Source organism: uncultured Nocardioides sp. (genome assembly GCF_947488025.1).
Lineage (GTDB): Bacteria > Actinomycetota > Actinomycetes > Propionibacteriales > Nocardioidaceae > Nocardioides.
The window spans coordinates 1-17,342 of the sequence record NZ_CANKYS010000001.1; the positions used below are offsets into that span (position 1 = coordinate 1).

The 17,342-nt window shown below is 70.4% G+C and carries 4 protein-coding genes and 1 tRNA gene; 3 read left to right on the forward strand and 2 right to left on the reverse strand.

Translation table 11 applies throughout. The annotated features are described in order from the left end of the window. Positions 1–2,545 precede the first annotated feature (2,545 nt). Together Q1B24_RS00005 and Q1B24_RS00010 are read left to right on the forward strand one after the other, a co-directional pair. Positions 2,546–3,673 (forward strand): IS256 family transposase, encoded by a 1,128-nt coding sequence (locus Q1B24_RS00005; protein ID WP_299921849.1) that lies wholly within the window; start codon positions 2,546–2,548, stop codon positions 3,671–3,673. Positions 3,674–4,064: 391 nt separating this feature from the next. Then, positions 4,065–4,760, forward strand: coding sequence for a class E sortase (locus Q1B24_RS00010; RefSeq protein WP_299921851.1), 696 nt, complete (start codon positions 4,065–4,067; stop codon positions 4,758–4,760). A gap of 283 nt (positions 4,761–5,043) precedes the next feature. Here the strand turns inward: Q1B24_RS00010 and Q1B24_RS00015 are convergent, their stop codons facing one another. Further along, positions 5,044–14,715 carry a hypothetical protein gene (locus Q1B24_RS00015; protein ID WP_299921853.1) on the reverse strand — a complete coding sequence of 3,224 codons (9,672 nt, stop codon included), beginning with the start codon at positions 14,713–14,715 and terminating at the stop codon, positions 5,044–5,046. Positions 14,716–15,297: 582 nt separating this feature from the next. Here Q1B24_RS00015 and Q1B24_RS00020 point away from each other — a divergent pair. Further along, entirely contained in the window at positions 15,298–16,926 is a 1,629-nt protein-coding gene (locus Q1B24_RS00020; RefSeq protein ID WP_299921855.1) for an ABC-F family ATP-binding cassette domain-containing protein, read from the forward strand. A 315-nt stretch (positions 16,927–17,241) separates the two neighbouring features. On the opposite strand, the gene Q1B24_RS00025 is transcribed toward Q1B24_RS00020, so the two are convergent. After that, positions 17,242–17,315, reverse strand: a tRNA-Met gene (locus Q1B24_RS00025). Between the last annotated feature and the right edge of the window lie 27 nt (positions 17,316–17,342).

A 17,342-nucleotide genomic window follows, 5' to 3' on the forward strand; every position in this document is an offset into this window, starting at 1 on the left:
ATCGTCGTGTCCCACGTACGTGTCATGGCCCCTCAGACTATGGCGATCAGTAGGTCAGCTGTCCCCGCAGACCATCCGCCACCGGGTCGCTCCGCGAGCCCATCCGCCACCGGGTCGCTCCGCGAGCCCATGGGCTTGCGGAGCGACCCGAGGACCGGTCCCGCATCGGAGCGCGGCAGAATGCCTCGCGAGGTCCTTCATTCGTGCCGTCATCTGCGGCTTCCCGGTCGACGCCGTCCGTGGGCTCGGCTGGTGGAGCGCGTTCGGCAGGAAGCGTGGCCGCAACCCCTGTCGGCTCGCGGGGGAAAGCCAGCAGTGGGGCGGGGTGGGTTGAACGATTCGGCGCGCCGAGCCCACCTGGCGCCATGCGCCGCTTCGTTGGCGCCGAATGTGCGCAGACACAACGCCGCCCCGCTCGACGTGGTGGGATCGGCAAGCGGGGCGACGTGTGCGCCAACGACTTTGTGCCTTGACGGGGCGCGAGAGGGGGTCTCCCGCCGCGGAGAAGGCATAAACCCCGGCGTGTCAAATGATTACCAAAGATTACAAGCCCGCTCGCCGTAACCGTGTGTTTCTTTGATGGTTGACTGCAACGGAGGTCGGTGGTCCGGACCGTGGGGGGACGGATCACCGACCATTCCAGATTGAGCGACACAGTGACGCCGAACAGGCCGGCGGAGGTTGGGAGTGACAGGCATGGCTCTTCTTGAGTCCAGGCGCTCGCGGTGGTTTGACTCCCGCCCAAGTTGTGACGAGCGAGTTCAGCTGGGTGAATCTCACGGAGAGCGCCCAGCCGCAAGTCAACCTCAATCCTGCAACCCGTCTAGTAACCCTTATGGGGTGCTGCCGTCGCCGTCGCCGTCGCCGTCGCCGTCGCCGTCGCCGTCGCCATCGCCGTCGTAGGTTGGTCAGTCCGGTCGCAGGCACGGGCCGAAGGCGGCTTCGGTCTCGAAGTGTTGCTCGGGTTAAGCGGCGCGTCGGCGGGTTGCGGGTGACCCGCCGACCCGGTCCGGCACGCATCGCCCGGCACCTGAGCTCGAGATCGCCGTCGCTGAAGAGATGCCCTCGACCGCTGACCACCCCCGCAACTCGGGTGCAGGCCTCACCTCAAGATCCGATCATGCTGATCAGTCCCGCGCAGGGGCGGGCCAGAGCGGTTTCTGGCAGACAGCCCGAGTGGTCGCGGCGTAGCAGTGGTGACGTCGTGCTTCGGGGAGCGCCAAGAAGGCGGCAGGACCCTCCGCCGACCCGATGCGGCGGGGGGTCTCCATGTCGAGGATGACGGGGACCCCGCCACGGCAATACTGCGTCCACCGCTGGCTCGTCAAGAGCCTGACATGGTGGACACTTGGCGTCATGAGGTCTGTCGAGCTCGGTAACTGACCCGCGATGTCCACCCACGACGACGAGTCCGGCCCGAGGCCCCAAGGGCCAGCAGGTCGCCGGACTCAGCTGCTTGAGCCGATCGTCATGACCGTGCTGATCGTTGCGGCGTTCTTGGCCGCCTTCATTTTGTTCGGGCGCTAGGCATCACGGGCGTTACGCGTCTCGAGTTCGTCAGCCGGTCGCCGTCGAGTGGAATGGTGCAGCGAGTGCGGCTCGCGACGGACTCGGCAGACCAGCTACTACCTAATGGCGGAGGACGGTCGCGACGCTGTGCTTACTGCCGATATCCCTGCTGGGCATTTAATGTGGACATGCGGCTTTCGGACCGATCAACACCTCGATGGTCTTGTCGGCAGGACGTCCAGTGACGCGGCACATCGAACTTCGATTGCCCGATAGGCGTTCAATCGGCCAACCTCTCGCGCTCCTGTGATGGATTGTGGGTGGTGGGGCGGATCTGAATTAGGAGCACGTCGCTCCCTGTTTAGGTTCCTGAGCTGCCGAAGAAGATCCAGCGGCGTCGCCGGACAGCGGCGTGCGGGACGGCAGCCAGTGGCGGGCTCTGATCGGAGCGAGGACACCGTGATCGACGGGTGTCGAGCTCGACCCGGATGCGCGGCGGTGACCCTCGCGGAGCGGAGCGACCCGGTGCGGGATCGTCACGCTCCGCGTGACGATCCGGCTGTGGTCACGCTCCGCGTGACGATGGGCTCGCGGGCGGTTCGAAGGGCGCCGGGACCGTCGCCTCAGAGTTCCTCGGTGGTGGCGTGCGGTGGTCGTTTGAGCAGGAGGGCCCGCGGGTCGTCGTTGGTGTTGGGCCGTGTCACGACGGCGAATCCGGCGCGTTCGAGGATGTGAGGCGACCTTGTGTTCGCCCGCTGCACTAACGCCGACTGTGGTGTGCAGGGCCATTGGGACGCGCAGATCTGCAGGGCAAGGTGGAGTATGCGGCTCGCGTGTCCGGCGGTGCCAAGCCGTGGGCGCCACCCAGTAGCCGATCTCCGTGGCGTCACAAGTAGGCGTTAGTGAGAGCGGACCGACCCGGACACCGTGGTCGTCGCGGCCGATGAACCAGTGTTCGGCAAGGCCGGCGCTCATCGCGTCGTCCCACCGTCGCTGCAGGCCGCGCTCGAGGTCGAGATGGCCCAGCGCCTGGGCTATGAGAAGGGCGACCCGCTCGGACGGGCGCTGCGCGAACCTGCGCAACGGCACCAGCACGAAGACGGTGCGGACCGAGGTCGGCGAGATCACCATCGACGTCCCGCGGGACCGGCTGGGCGCGTTCGAACCGCAGATTGTGGCCAAGCACCAGCGGCGCCTGGCCGGGTTCGACGAGGCTGTGATCTCGCTGTACGCCAAGGGTATGACCACCGGTGACATCGTCGCCCACCTTGAGGAGGTCTACGACACCGAGATTTCCCGCGACCTGGTCAGCCGGGTCACCGACCAGGTCTTGGTCGACATGCGGGAGTGGCAGGCCCGACCCCTGGACCCGGTCTATCCGGTGATCCTGATCGACGCGATCGTGCTCAAGGTCCGCGCCAACGCCGGCTCCGCCTCAGGCGCGGCAACGGTCGGCAACCGGCCGGTCTACGTGGCGATGGGCATCATCCTCGACGGGGAACGCGACATCCTGGACATGTGGGTCGGCCCCACGGGCGGCGAAGGAGCCAAACAGTGGCTGAACATGCTGACCGAGCTGAAGAACCGTGGAATCCTTGACGCATGCATCGTGTGCTGCGACGGCCTCAGGGGCCTGCCGGACGCGATCACCGCGACCTGGCCTATGGCGTCGGTGCAGACCTGCGTAGTGCACCTGGTCCGCAACACCCTGCGGTATGCCTCGAAGAAGTACTGGCCCACGATCATTAAGCAGCTGCGGAGCATCTACACCGCCCCGACGGTCGAGGCCGCCGAGGTGGCGTTCGAGGACTTCGCCGAGCAGTGGCAGCCGATCTACCCGGCAATGATCGAGATGTGGCGCCGCTCTTGGCCGGAGTTCACACCCTTCTTGGCGTTCCCGGTCGAGGTCCGCAAGATCATCTACACCACCAACGCCATCGAGTCCCTCAACGCCAGATTCCGGGCCGCGACCCGACGTCGTGGCCATTTCCCCGACGAGCAATCAGCGCTCAAGGTGCTCTACCTTGCCGCCCGGCAGCGCGAGAAGAACCGTCCCAACCCCTCGGGTCGGATCTCGGGCTGGAAGAGCGTGCTCAACGTCTTGTCCAAGACCCAGGCTTCCGCTCGGGATCGACGGTCAGTGCACAAGAGATGCGTGCGCTAGCCGCCGGACAGCCCCAGCAAAACCTGACCGATCGGCTCGTGGAAAGCATCACAGCGCACCGCCGGTGCCGCGGCGGTCCGATCAGCGGCAACCCAGGCGGGGGAGCGGGTACTCTGAGCGCGCCTCACACTCGCCTCTCCCAAGGCACAGAGGCGGGGCTGCCCGCAGTCAAATTGGGGTTGTGGGCAGCCCCTCAGCCACTCGCGCCGGCCCCCACCGATTAGGGCGCGGTGACTTTCGCAAACGACCACGGTTATCGACGAGATTCCGACACTGAGCCTTCAGCTCGTCCGATAGCGATCGCTAGGTATACCGCACGGAGAGCCTGCCACAGCGGGAGCGCGAACCGTGGCGACCGGGCCGGCAGGTCCGAGGAGTTCACACTGGCTTCATGCGGCACACTGCCGGCATGGCCGACCACATCTCGGACTCCCGCTGGCTGGCGCGGGCGGGTGTCGTGCTGGTCGCCATGGGCCTCGCGCTCGCGGCGTACGTCGCGTGGCAGGTCTGGGGCACCAACGTCGTTTCGCAGCGCATCCACCGCGACCTGGTCGAGGAGGTCGAGCGCACCTGGGCGCGCGACGGTGGTCGTTCGGCCCTGACGGCCGTCGACACCGATCGGGGTCGGGTGTCCGCGATCGTGCGCATCCCCCGATTCGGCGACGACTACGCCGTCCCCCTGCTCGAGGGGACCAGCGCCGACGTGCTGGCTGCGGGCTTCGGGCGTTTCACGAACGGCGCCGAGCCGGGCCGGAGGGGCAACTTCGCGGTGGCGGCCCACCGCGTCACCCACGGGGAGCCGTTGCGCGCGATGCCCGACCTCGAGCCCGGCGACGAGATCGTCGTGGAGACGCGTCGGTGGATCTTCACCTATGTCCTGGACACCGGCGGAGCCGACCTGACGGTGCCCTTCACCGCCGGGTGGGTGCTCGACGAGCTGCCGAAGAATCCCAGCGGCGGTCCGCAACCCGACCAGTCCTCCGGCCAGCGGCTGCTGACCCTGACCACCTGCTCGGAGCTGTTCCACACCGACGATCGGTCGGTCGCCTTCGGGCACCTGGAGTCACGCGAGACGGCCGCTCGCTAGGCAGCAGACCGGGGTTGACGAGGGCATCCCGACGGCCCGGACGTCGCCAACCGGCGGATCACGGTCATCGAGGACGCGATCACCAAGGGTGGCGCGGTCCGCGACGTTACGCGCACTCGCGCGAGCTGCGAGCTGCGGGCGGCGGGCGGCGGGCGGCGGGCGCGACGGTCGAGGTCGTGGTCTGTGCGATCGACCGGTCACCGGCGGGCGAGAACCCGCTCGCCGACGTCGACCTCGAGGTCCGCCTGGTGCTGACATGAGCGGACCTCGACGCCGCCAGTCGCTAGTCCGGGCGGCCGCTGACGCGCGACCTGCGCATCATCCACAACCCGAGGGCGAGCAGCAGCACGCTGAGCGCGGCGAGCGGCACCACGCCCGCGGGCAGGCCGGTGTCGGGGAGCACGCCGTCGTCGTCGGGCTGGGCCTGAGGGGTGTCGTCGTCCCCGTTGTCCCCGACATCGCCCTCCTCGGGCTGGCCGGCGACTTGCACGTCGACCACGTCCTGCACCTCGACCTCGCCCCCGCCCGGTGACGGGCTGGTGGCGACGGCCACGTTGCGGACGGTCCCCGTAGCGTCGTCGGCCAGGCGCGTGACAATCCTGACCACGCCGTCCTCGCCCGGTCGGAGCGTGGCGAAGACCGCGGTGACGCGCCGCTTCCGGGTGGTGAGGTCGGCTGCCCCCGTCGTGACGTCGGTTGAGAGGAGCACGAGCCGTCGCTCGAGCTCGTCGACGACCTCGACGTCGCGCGCCGTGGACGGACCGGCGTTCGCCACGGTGATCGTGAAGGTCACCTTCGAACCCGGCGCCGCCCTGCGGCTGGCGGCTGCCTTCGTGATGCTGAGGTCCACCTGTGGAGCGGCCTCTCCGACCACGGTCGCGACGTCGTTGGCCGGGGTCGAGTCGGTCGGCGACGCGACGCGCGCGGTGTTGGAGAGCTGCCCGGTAAAGTCCGCGTCCAGGGTGCCGCGGATCGTCACCACGCGCGTCTCGCCCGGCGCCAGCTGCCCGATGTCGCAGGTGACCTGGTTGCCGGTCGCGATGCGGCACACCTCGGGGCTGGTGCCGGACGTCGCCACCAGCCCGCCGACGGCGTCGTCGACGTCGTCGGTGAGCACCACGCTGCGCGCGGTCGACGGCCCGGTGTTGGCCACCCGGACCGTCCAGGACACCTCCTGGCCCGGCACGGGGCGCGCGGGGTCGAGGGTCTTGGTGACGCTGACGTCGGCCCGCGCACCGGTGTCGCCGCTGGTCGTGGCCTCGTTGTTGCCGGGCGTGGTGTCGGTCTCCGACTCCACCGAGGCCGTGTTGTCCACGGTGCCTGCGTGGTCGGGATCCAGGCGGCCCGTCAGCGTGATGGTGGCGGTGTTTGCGGGGCCGAGGTCGCCGAGCGCGCACGTCACCACGTTGCCGGCGGCGATCGTGCACGGGTTCGGCGTGGTCCCGGTGGTCGCCGTCAGGCCCGTGACGGCGTCGAGGACGTCGTCGGTGACCTCGACGGCGCGGGCCACCGACGGGCCTGCGTTGACGACACCGATCGTCCAGGTGACGTCCTGACCAGGGACGGGGACGGGCGGCACCATCGTCTTGGTGATCGACACGTCGGCCTCGGGCGTCGCCACGCCGCCGGTGCTCGAGGAGTTGTTGTCGGTGTCGGTGTCGTCGGTCGGCGACGCCACGGTGGCGGTGTTGTCCACCGGTCCCGTGTACCCCGCCGGTAGCCCGCCGCCGAGGGTGAGGGTCCGGGTCGTGCCGGGCCCGAGGTCCCCCAGCTCGCAGGTCACCTCGTTGTCGTCCGCGATCACGCACGGGTCGCTCGCGGTGAGGTCGGTGACGGCGTCGAGGACGTCGTCGGTGACCACGACGTCGCGGGCGACGGAGGGTCCGGCGTTGCCGACCACGAGCGTCCAGGTGACGGCCCGCCCGGGGACGGGGGCTGTCGGCACCATCGTCTTGGTGATCGACACGTCGGCCTGCGGGGTCGCCGTGCCGGACGTGCTGGCGGAGTTGTTGCCCGTCCGGTCGTCGACCGGGGACGACACCGTCGCGGTGTTGTCGAGGTCGCCGGTGAAGTCCGCCGGTAGCCGGCCGGTGATCGTCACCGTCAGGGTGGCGCCGACCGCCATCGTCGGCACAGGGCAGGTGACGACGTTGCCGCTCGCGACCGAGCAGGGCTCGGGCGACCGGTCGGAGGAGGCGCTGACCCCGGTGAGCGCGTCCGCGACGTCGTCGCGGACCACCACCCCCGTGGCGACCGAGGGTCCGGCGTTGGTGACGGTGAGGGTCCACGTCATCTCGGTGCCCGGGACGGGCACTGCCGGCGTCGCGGTCTTGGTGATCGAGAGGTCGGCGCTCGGCTCGGCCGTCCCCTGCGTCGCGGAGGAGTTGTTGGCCGTGTTGGTGTCCGTCGGTGAGGCGACGGTGGCGGTGTTGTCGACGTCGCCGGTGTATGCGGGCGGCACGCTGCCGGTGATCGTGACCGTGCGGGTCGCGTCCACTCCGCCGACGCCCACGTCACCGAGCTCGCACGTGACCGCGTTGCCCGCGCCGACCGTGCAGGGAGCGCTCGCGGTCACGTCGGTGAGGGCGTCGAGGACGTCGTCGGTGATCACGACGTCGCGGGCGACCGAGGGGCCGGCATTGGTGATCGTGACGGTCCAGGTGACGTCGGTGCCCGGTACCGGGTCGGCGGGTGTGGCCGTCTTGATGATCGACAGGTCCGCTCCGGGTGCGGTCGCGGGGTTGGCCGTCGCGGTGTTGTTCGCGGGCGTGCTGTCGGTGGGCGAGGAGACGGTGGCGGTGTTGTCCAGGTCGCCGGTGAAGTCGGCGGGCACCCCGCCGCCGAGCGTGATCACCACGCGCTCGCCGTCCCGGAGGTCGCCGAGTGCGCAGGTGACGTCGTTGCCGGCTGCGATCGTGCAGGGGTTCGGCGTCGCACCGGTCGTGGCCGTCAGCCCCGTGATCGCGTCATCGACGTCGTCGCGCACGATGACGTCGCGCGCCACCGACGGCCCGGTGTTCCCCACCACGATCGTCCAGGTGACGTCCTCGCCCGGCACGGGGTTGCTGGGCGCGACGACCTTGGTGACGCCGACGTTGGCGTCGGGGGCGGCCGTCCCGCTCACCGTCGCGGTGTTGTTGCCCGGTGTGGTGTCGGTGGGTGAGGTGACGGTGGCGGTGTTGTCGAGGTCGCCGGTGAAACCGGCGGGGAGTCCGCCGGTGAGGGTGATCGTGGTGCTGGTCCCGGGGGCGAGGTCGCCGAGGTCGCAGGTGACGTCGTTGCCGCCCGCCACGTCGCACCCGGGGCCGTCGGCCACGAGCCCGGTGACGGCGTCGTCCACGTCGTCGGAGACCTCGACGTCGCGGGCCACCGACGGCCCGTTGTTGGTGACCACGAGCGTGTAGGTCAGCGGCCGCCCGGGGACGGGCGGGTCGGGGGTCAATGACTTGGTGATCGACACGTCGGCACGTGGGGCGACCGTCGCGTCGGCGGTGGCGGTGTTGTTCGCCGGCGTGCTGTCGGTGACGGAGTCGACGAAGACGGTGTTGTCGAGGTCGCCGGTGAACCCGGCGGGCAGCCCGCCCGTGATCGTGACGACGACGCGCGACGCGGCCCCGGACGCGGCGAGGTCCCCGAAGGCGCACGAGACGTCGTTGCCGGACTCGATCGTGCAGGGGTCGGGCGTGACCCCGGTCGACACCTGCAGGTCGGTGAGCTCGTCGGCCAGGTCGTCCTCGAGCGTCACCCCGCGGGCCGCCGACGGCCCGTTGTTGGTCACGACCACCGTGTAGGTCACGTCCTCGCCGGGGACCGGGGCGATCGGCGACACGGACTTCGTGACGGATACGTCGGCCTGGGGGTCAGTGGAGCCGCTCGCGGTGGCGGTGTTGTTGCCCGGAGTGGTGTCGGTGGGCGAGCGCACCGTCGCGGTGTTGACGAGGTCACCGGTGAACCCGGGCGCCAGGGCGCCGCGGACGGTGATCGTGACCGGCTCGTCGGGCGCGAGGTCGCCCAGGTCGCAGTCGACCTGGTTGCCGGCGACGGTGCAGCGGTCGGCGGTCGGTGCGCTGGTCGCGGTGACCCCGGACAACGCATCGGGCACCGCGTCCGCGACCTCGACGCTGCGGGCGACCGAGGGGCCGCTGTTGCTCACGTCGAGGGTGTAGGTCACCTCCTGTCCCGGGACGGGACGCGTCGGGAAGACGGTCTTGGTGATGCCGACGTTGGCTCGGGGCCCGGTGGTGCTCGCGGCCGTGGCGGTGTTGTTCCCGGGCGTGTCGTCGGTCGGCGAGGTGACCGTGGCGGTGTTGTCGAGGTCGCCGGTGAAGCCCGCGGGCACGTCACCGCGGAGGGTGACGGTCACGCTCGATCCGGGAGCGAGGTCGCCGAGGTCGCAGGTGACGTCGTTGCCGGCGGCGATCGCGCAGGGCTCCGGCGTCGTACCGGTGGTGGCGGTGACCCCGGTGATGTCGTCCTCGACGTCGTCGGTGACCACCACGTCGCGGGCGATCGACGGCCCGTCATTGGTCACCACGACGGTCCAGGTGACCGGCTCGCCGGGCACCGGCGCGGACGGCGCGACGGCCTTGGTGATCGACACGTCGGCGTCGGCGGTCACCGCGGTGGTCACGGTCGACTCGTTGTTGGCGGCGTCGATGTCGATGGTGTCGGAGCTGATGCGGGCGGTGTTGGTGAGCGAGCCGGTGAACCCCGGCGCCACCGTCGCCTCGATGCTGCCGATGACTCGCTGGGGCAGGCCCGCGCGGAACACCGGACCGTCGCAGAACACCGTCGGGGCCGTCGGGTTGTCCGCCGTGCCGGGGTCCGTGGGTGGGCGGAGCTCGCAGGCGGCGGTGGCCGGCTGGCCCAGGAGGGTCGGCCGGTTGACGACGACGTCGACGAGTCCGGAGGGGAGCTGGTCGATGAACTGGGGGTCGAGGGCGTCGGACGGGCCGTTGTTGTAGGCCGACAGGGTGTAGGTGATCCGCTGCCCCGCCACGGGGGTCGGGTCGTCGATGGTCTTGACGATCTCGAGGTCGGTCTGGCGCACGATCCCCGTCGTCGCGGTGGCGGTGTCGTTGCCGGGGACAGGGTCCGTGGACGTGGTGGCGGCTCGCGCCGTGTTGGCCAGCGTCGAGCCGGTGTAGCCGGAGGCGAGCGTGCCGACGATGGTGATCACCCGCTGGCCCGGCACCCGGTCGCCGAGGTCGCAGGTGACGACCTGACCGGCGACCGAGCAGGGGGTGGCGGTGCCGTGGAACGCCGCGGTGATGGTGACGGCGTCCGGGAGCGTGTCGGTCACGACCACCCCGCGGGCCGTGGAGGGGCCGAGGTTGTTGACCACGATGCTCCACCCGACCTGCCGCCCCGGGACGAAGGTGTCGCTGTTGGCCAGCTTGGTCAGCTGCACGTCGGCCTCCGCGCCGATCGTGACGGTCGCGGTCGCGGCGTCGTTGCCGGGCGCCGGGTCGGCGGTCGCGGACGTCACGGTGGCGGTGTTGTCGCGTGCGCCGGCGGTCGCCCCCGGAGCGGTCGAGGCGGTGATGGTGACGGTCACCGGGGCGCCCGGTGCGACGTCGCCGAGGTCGCACTCGACCAGCTGTCCGGTGATCGCGCACGAGCCGGCGGTGGCGGTCGCGGCCGCCGGCACGATCCCGGCCGGCATCGTGTCGGTGAGGGTGACGTCGGCGGCGAGGGAGGGCCCGTTGTCCACGACCGTGAGCGTGTAGGTGACACCTTCTCCTGCGGAGATCCGGTCACGGGAGGCGGTCTTGGTGACGGTGAGGTCGGCGCTGGGCGCGACGTCGCTGGACAGCGTGCCGGAGTTGTTGCCCGGCGTGGTGTCGCTCGCGCTCGCGACCTCCGCGGTGTTGTCGAGAGGTGCCTGTCGCTCGGGGGCGACGAGCACCCGGATACGCGCGGTCGTCGTCGCGTCGACGGGAAGCAGCGCCCGCGTGCACGTCACGAGCTGGCCCGTGACGTCGCACGTACCGCCCTCGATCGTCGCCTCGAGCACGGTGAGGTCGGTGTCGAGCGTGTCGGTGACGACGACGTCCCGGGCGTCGGAGGGTCCGTCGTTGGTCACGGCGAGGAGGTAGGACGACTCCGCGCCCGGCACGAGGGTGGCGGGGTCGGACGTCTTCGCGATGCGCACGTCGGAGGACTCGGTCACGTCGGTCGAGCTGGTCGCCGTGTTGTTGCCGGGAGTGGGGTCGGGCGTGCTGGATGACACGCCGCCGGTGTTGGTCAGCGAGGTGCCGTCCGCCAGGCCGGAGGCGATGTCCGCGCGGACCGTCACCTCCACCGACGCACCGGAGGCTAGGTCGCCCACTGGGCACGTGACGAGGCCGTCGGCGGCCGTGCAGGTGACGCCGGCGGGGACGCTGGTGGACGAGGCGAACGTGACGCCGCTCGGGAGCGCGTCAGTGAGCACGAGGTTCGCGGCGGACGACGGCCCGTTGTTGGTGACGGTGAGGACCCAGCTCGCGCGGGCGCCCGCGTCGGCCTCGGCAGGGCCCGTCTTGGTGACGGACACGTCGGCGCGCGCGACGACGTCAGTGGAGGCGGTCGCCGAGTTGTTGCTCGGCGTGGGGTCGACGGGCGTGGTCGAGGTCACAGTGGCGGTGTTGCCCATCGGGCCGGTGGCGGCCCCCGGCGCGACGGTCCCGGTGACCGTGACGGTGAAGGACGCGCCACTGGCGAGGGTCGCGCTGGTGCAGGACACGGCGTTGCCGGTCGTCGCCGCGCAGCTCGCGCCATTGGTGGCCGTGGCGCTCACCCCGCTCACGCGTGCGGGGACCTGGTCGGTGACGGTCACGCCGGTGGCGTCGGACGGCCCGTTGTTGCGGGCGGTGATCGTGTAGGTGACCTGCTGCCCGGCCACGACGGGGTTGGGGGAGACGCTCTTGGCGAGAGACACGTCGGCCTGCGAGGTCGTCGGCAGGACGTAGGTCGCGGAGTTGTTGGCCGCCGTCGGGTCGGGGGTGGGAGAGGACACGGTGGCGGTGTTGGACGCCCCCCGGCCGCTCCCGTCGGCCGGCGTCTGTGCGCGCACGGTGATCGTCACGGTGTCGCCGACGGGGATGTCCCCGACGTCACAGGTCACGGTGCCAGAGGCGAAGCTGCAGGAGCCCTGCGTGCTCGACGAGCCGTTGTGGACGAGGGGAGCGGGGACCGGGTCGGACACCGTCACCGAGCGGGCGACCGACGGTCCGTTGTTGGTCACCACGAGCGTGTACGTCGCCTCCGCGCCGTCGGCGACGTCGTCGGCGGTCTTGGTGAGGGCGAGGTCGGCGCTAGTGGCGATCGGGTCGCTCGCGGTCGCCTGGTCGTTGCCCGGCGTGGGGTCGGTCGTCGAGGTCGAGGCCGCCGCGGTGTTGAGGAGTGTGCCGGTGGCGCCGGGTGCGAGCTGGCCGTCGATCCGCACCTGGACGGACTGGCCCGAGGGCAGCGACCCGAAGGCGCACGAGACGGTGCCGTCGGAGACCGTGCACGACCCGGCGTTGCTGGTGGCCGAGATCCCGGTGATGCTCGGCGGCAGCGGGTCGGCGAGCGTCACGGTCGCGGCGTCGGAAGGCCCGTTGTTGGTGACCGTCACGAGGTACTGCAGGGGGCGGCCCGCGACGACCGGGGTGACCGCCTGCTTGGCGACCGCGAGGTCCGCCCGACGCGCGGCCGGTGTGATGGTGGCGGACCCTGAGTTGTTGGCGGCGGTGGGGTCGGGGGTCCCCGAGGTGACCAGGGCGGTGTTGGTCAGAGGCGCGGTGCCGGCGTCGGACGGGACGCGGGCCACCACGGTGAAGGTCGCCGACTGGCCGGGGTCGAGGGCTCCGGCGGCGCACGAGACCTGGCTGCCGGTGACCGTGCAGGTGCCCTGGGGTCCGGTCGCGGAGCGCACCGCGAGCCCGGCCGGCAGGGTGTCGGTGACGGTGACGTCCACCGCGCGCGAGGCGCCGTTGTTGGTCGCGACGACCGTGTAGGTGACGTCCGTGCCCGGGACGGGGTTGGTGGGCGCCGCCGACTTGGTGAGCGCGAGGTCGGCCTGGCGCACGACCGTGCTGCTCGCGGATGCCGTGTTGTTGGCCGGGACGGGGTCGGAGGTCGTGGTGCTGATCGCCGCCACGTTGGTGATCGAGGTCGCCGAGGAGCCCGGTGGCACGCGGACGACGACGGGGACGGTGACGGTGGCGCCGTTGGCCATCGTGCCGAGGTCGCAGGTGAGGGTCTGGCCGCCCAGCGAGCACGAGCCGGAGGAGGGGTTGCTGGAGACGTAGGTGACGCCCGGGGAGAGCGGGTCGGAGATGCGCACGCCGGCGGCCGGGTTGGGCCCGTTGTTGGTGGCGGTCAGCGTGTAGGTGATCTGGTTGCCGGCGGCGACGGGCTCGGGGGAGGCGGTCTTGGTGAGGGCCACGTCGGCCTCGTCGGCGACCGGGGTGGTGACGGGCGCGGTGTTGTAGGAGTAGTCGCGCCCGATCGTCTCGGCGCGGTAGGCGAGCGAGGCCGTGTTCGACAGCGTCGTGCCGGCGGCCGCGGAGTCGACCCGCACCCGGAAGGTCACCGTCGTCGTCGCCGACGGGGCCAGGCGCCCGCCCGCCGTCGCGTTCGCGCCCGTGCCGGCCCGTACGCGCACGGTGCGGCTGGCGGCGACGTACTCGGCCTGGTCGTCGCCCGTCGCGTCGGTCTTGGTGCCCTGGTTGGCCCCGGCGGTCACGCGGACGGAGCCGGGCACGAAGGTGGTGTCGGCGGGGATCGGGTCGGTGATGACGGCGTTGGTGGCCGCGTCGTCGCCGATGTTGCTGAAGGTCATGGCGTACTCGAGGACGTCGCCCACCTTGGCCGGGCTGTTGCCGGAGAGGTTGGTGACGGACTTGGAGCCCTGGATGGTGGGTGCGTAGAGGTCGATCTGGGTCGTCAGCGCAGCGGGGTAGTAGAAGTCGCCGCTCGTGGCGAAGCGCAGGTTGGCCGAGGTTGCGCCGTTGGGCACCACGCCCGGGGCGTCGACGACCTTCGAGTCCTGGCTGAGGGTGTTCACCCAGCTCGGGTTGCGGTTGGTGATGTTGGAGCCGTTGGCGCTGATGCGGCTGGAGAAGAAGTTGGCCGACGGGCTGAGTGAGTCGGCAAGACGGGTCGAGTTGACCTGGAAGTAGTCACCGGTGATGCCGTAGTCGCCCTCATAGGTCACACCGCCGAACTTGGCACCGACCGCCCCCGACGGCGGGGCGAGGAAGCCGGAGATCGAGGTGTCGATGACGTCGTTATTGGTGACGGTGGCGTAGCCGCTGAACACCGTCAGGTCGCGCAGCGGAGCGCTGGGGTCCTCGACCGCCACGACGAGGCTCCAGCCGGCGTAGCGGTCCACGCCGGTCGCGGCTGCGATGTCGGCGCCCCAGTAGGTGCCGGCGCCCGCTCCCTGCACGATTGAGGTGACGTCGCGGTAGGCCGAGTAGTCGAGGTTTCCCGTCGTCTGGTTATCGATGCGGTCGGCGGCGAGCGTGGTGTAGGTGGAGGCGCCCGGCGCCCGGAACCTGATGTTGCCCGGCGTGCCGGCGGCGGCGGAGCCGCTGTTGCCGGCGTTGCGCGCGGCTCCCCAGAACAGACCGGCGTAGAGGACCCGGCCGCCGGTCGGGATCGTCAGGTTGGCCGACGACGACCGCGTGGTGCTCGCATCGGAGTCGACGTCGAGGTAGGTCATCGTGAAGTTGTTGTTGGAGGCGTTGCTGGCTCCGCTCTGGGCCTGCGTGCAGGCCGTGGCGGTGCCGCACGTCATCATCGTGTTGCCGGTGATCTGGATCGCCCCGTTGGTCTGCTGGGAGAAGACGGTGGTGAACGGGCGGATCACCGCGGCATCGGCCCTCACGGCCGGCACGACGACGGCGAGCGCGAGGCTGACCGCGACGAGCACGAGCGCGCTGCTGATGCGCACGGCGGAGTGGAGGGGGGAGCAGGCAGCCAGCATCGAGGGGTCCTCGTGGATACGGAGGAACCCGTCCCGGACGCCGCGATCTCCCCCACGAAGAACAGAGGCCGTCCGAGATGGACTCCTGCGGATGTGATGTTGTGAGCGGGCTCACGGTAAACCAGTGAACAGTCGTTTGGGGAGGCCTTGTCCCACCCTCGCTCGCCCGACGGGGGCCTCAGCCGAGGTCGCGACAGGATCGGCTCGCGGAGCGCGCCAGTGCAGGATCCGTTTGCGGCGATCCAGTCGACAAGTCCTCCGACCGTGGCCGTACGAAGTTCTGTACGGCGGTGCCTGGGTGGATCACAACAGCTTCGAGTAATCGGTTGGTAACACGTCGCCTGCCGCTCGTAGAGTCCGCACCATGAGTTTCTGTGCGAAGCCCTGGTTCGTCCGCTGACGGCGGCCGAACCCGACTGAGTTTCTCGTCCGCCGTCCTGGCCTATGCCGGGCGGCTACGCGTGCTGCCCGGCTCCCTGACGAGCTGAGAGAACACGCATGCTTCGCACTGACCCTTCTTCCCTTTCCTCCGACGCTCCTGCCTGGGTAACTCGCGGATTGCCTGCGGGTACCGCTGCCCACGTGCGCGCCGAGGGCATCGCTGTGTCCCTTGGTGAGCGCTCTGTCCTGGCCGGCGTCGACGTGACGGTCTCGAACGGCTCACGGTTGGCCGTGGTCGGCGAGAACGGCCGCGGCAAGACGACTCTGTTGCGCGTCCTGGCCGGCGATCTCTCGCCGGACGGGGGCGCGGTGACGCGCATCGGCACCCTGGCCCTCGTCGGGCAGACCCTCGACGTCGACAACGATCGCACCGTCGGGGACTTGCTCAAGGATGCCGTCGGCGACTCCCTAACCGCTCTTGACCGACTGGACGCCGCGACCGAGGCGCTGGCCGCCGGCGAGGCTGGAGCCGAGGACGCCTATGCGCAGGCCCTCGAGGTTGCCACGGTCCTCGACGCGTGGGACGCCGAACGACGTATCGACGTCGCTCTCGACGGGCTGGGCGCCTGCACCGACCGGAGTCGGCGACTGGCCACACTCTCGGTGGGGCAGCGCTATCGAGTGCGTCTGGCCGTCGTGCTCGGCTCGAGCACGGACCTGCTGCTGTTGGACGAGCCGACCAACCACCTGGACGCCGAGGCGCTTGCCTTCCTGACCCGACGACTCCGCGAACACCCCGGCGGACTGGCCGTGGTCAGTCACGACAGGGCACTTCTGCGCGAGGTCGCCACGACCTTCCTCGACCTGGACCCAAGCCGCGACGGTCTTCCCCGCGAGTACTCCGGCGGGTACGACGGCTGGGCCGAGGGCCGGCGCCGGGAGCGCGAGCGCTGGGAGCAGGAGCACGTAGCCCAGCAGACCGAGCGCGCCGAGCTCCAGCAGGCCGCGGAGGACGCACGCGGCCGTCTCCGCACCGGTTGGCGCCCGGACAAGGGGACGGGCAAGCACCAGCGAGCCACCCGCACCGCCGGGGTGGTGCAGGCCTTCAACCGCAGGGTGGAGGATCTCGAACGCCACCGCATCACCGTGCCCGAGCCCCCGCGGCACTTGTCCTGGCCAGATCGGCCCATCCGGGCCAATCGCCCAGTCCTCGACGGCCATGGGCTGGTCGTCGACGGTCGACTCGAATCCCCGGTCGACGTGTCGCTGACGAGCGGCGGCCGGCTGCTGCTCACCGGACCGAACGGCGCCGGCAAGTCCACTCTCCTCGCCGTACTGGCTGGTCAGGTCGAGCCGACACATGGACAGCTCCGCGTGCACCACGGAAACCGAGTGGCGCTGCTGTCGCAGGAGGCGCCCAGATGGAACCCGGACATTACCGCCTACGAGACCTACCGAGCGCACACGGACCGCTTCCAGGCACACGGAACGCCGGGGCAACCCCCGTCCCTGTCCGCCCTCGGGCTACTGGACGCGGCGACGCAGCGTGTCGCGGTCGGCCGGATGTCCCAAGGCCAGCAGCGCCGTCTGCACCTGGCGATGTGCCTGGCCGCGAAGCCCGACCTGCTGATGCTGGACGAACCGACGAACCACCTCTCGATCTCCCTCGTCGACGAGCTCACTCAGGCGCTGACAACAACCTCCTGCGTGGTAGTCGTCGCAACTCACGACCGGCAGATGCTCGCCGACCTTGCGACGTGGCCTCGTCTCGACCTGGGACAGCAGGAAGTCGACGACGCGTTCCCGAACGAACAGTGCGACGGGGGTTAGTCCGCAACGGGTCTGCGTGCCAGTCGACGTCGGGAGGCGCGAACCGTCCCGCAGGCCGAACCTCCTACGACCAACGCCGCTCCCCTTCAGCCGCGTGAGCATCCGGACGTCCCGATAGACCCGTCCGGAGGTAGTAGCCGGGACCGGGGCCTTCTACGGGAACCGTCAGCGGCCGGGTCGAAAGCTCGCGGCGACGGCCGGCGACCCAGCACCGGTGCGGGGTTTTTGGGACCCAAAGCGCGGCATAAGCCTGAATGGCTCAAATCTCAAGTGGCCCCTGATCTGCGTTTGCACAGGTCAGGGGCCACTTTTTTGTAGCGGGGGCAGGATTTGAACCTGCGACCTCTGGGTTATGAGCCCAGCGAGCTACCGAGCTGCTCCACCCCGCGTCGGTGAACAGAACATTACAGGGGTGA

Excerpts from the sequence above, each read along its gene's own strand:
- Q1B24_RS00005 (WP_299921849.1), top strand. The coding sequence starts at position 2,546 with ATGAGAAGGGCGACCCGCTCGGACGGGCGCTGCGCGAACCTGCGCAAC.
- Q1B24_RS00010 (WP_299921851.1), top strand. The coding sequence starts at position 4,065 with ATGCGGCACACTGCCGGCATGGCCGACCACATCTCGGACTCCCGCTGG.
- Q1B24_RS00015 (WP_299921853.1), bottom strand. The coding sequence starts at position 14,715 with ATGCTGGCTGCCTGCTCCCCCCTCCACTCCGCCGTGCGCATCAGCAGC.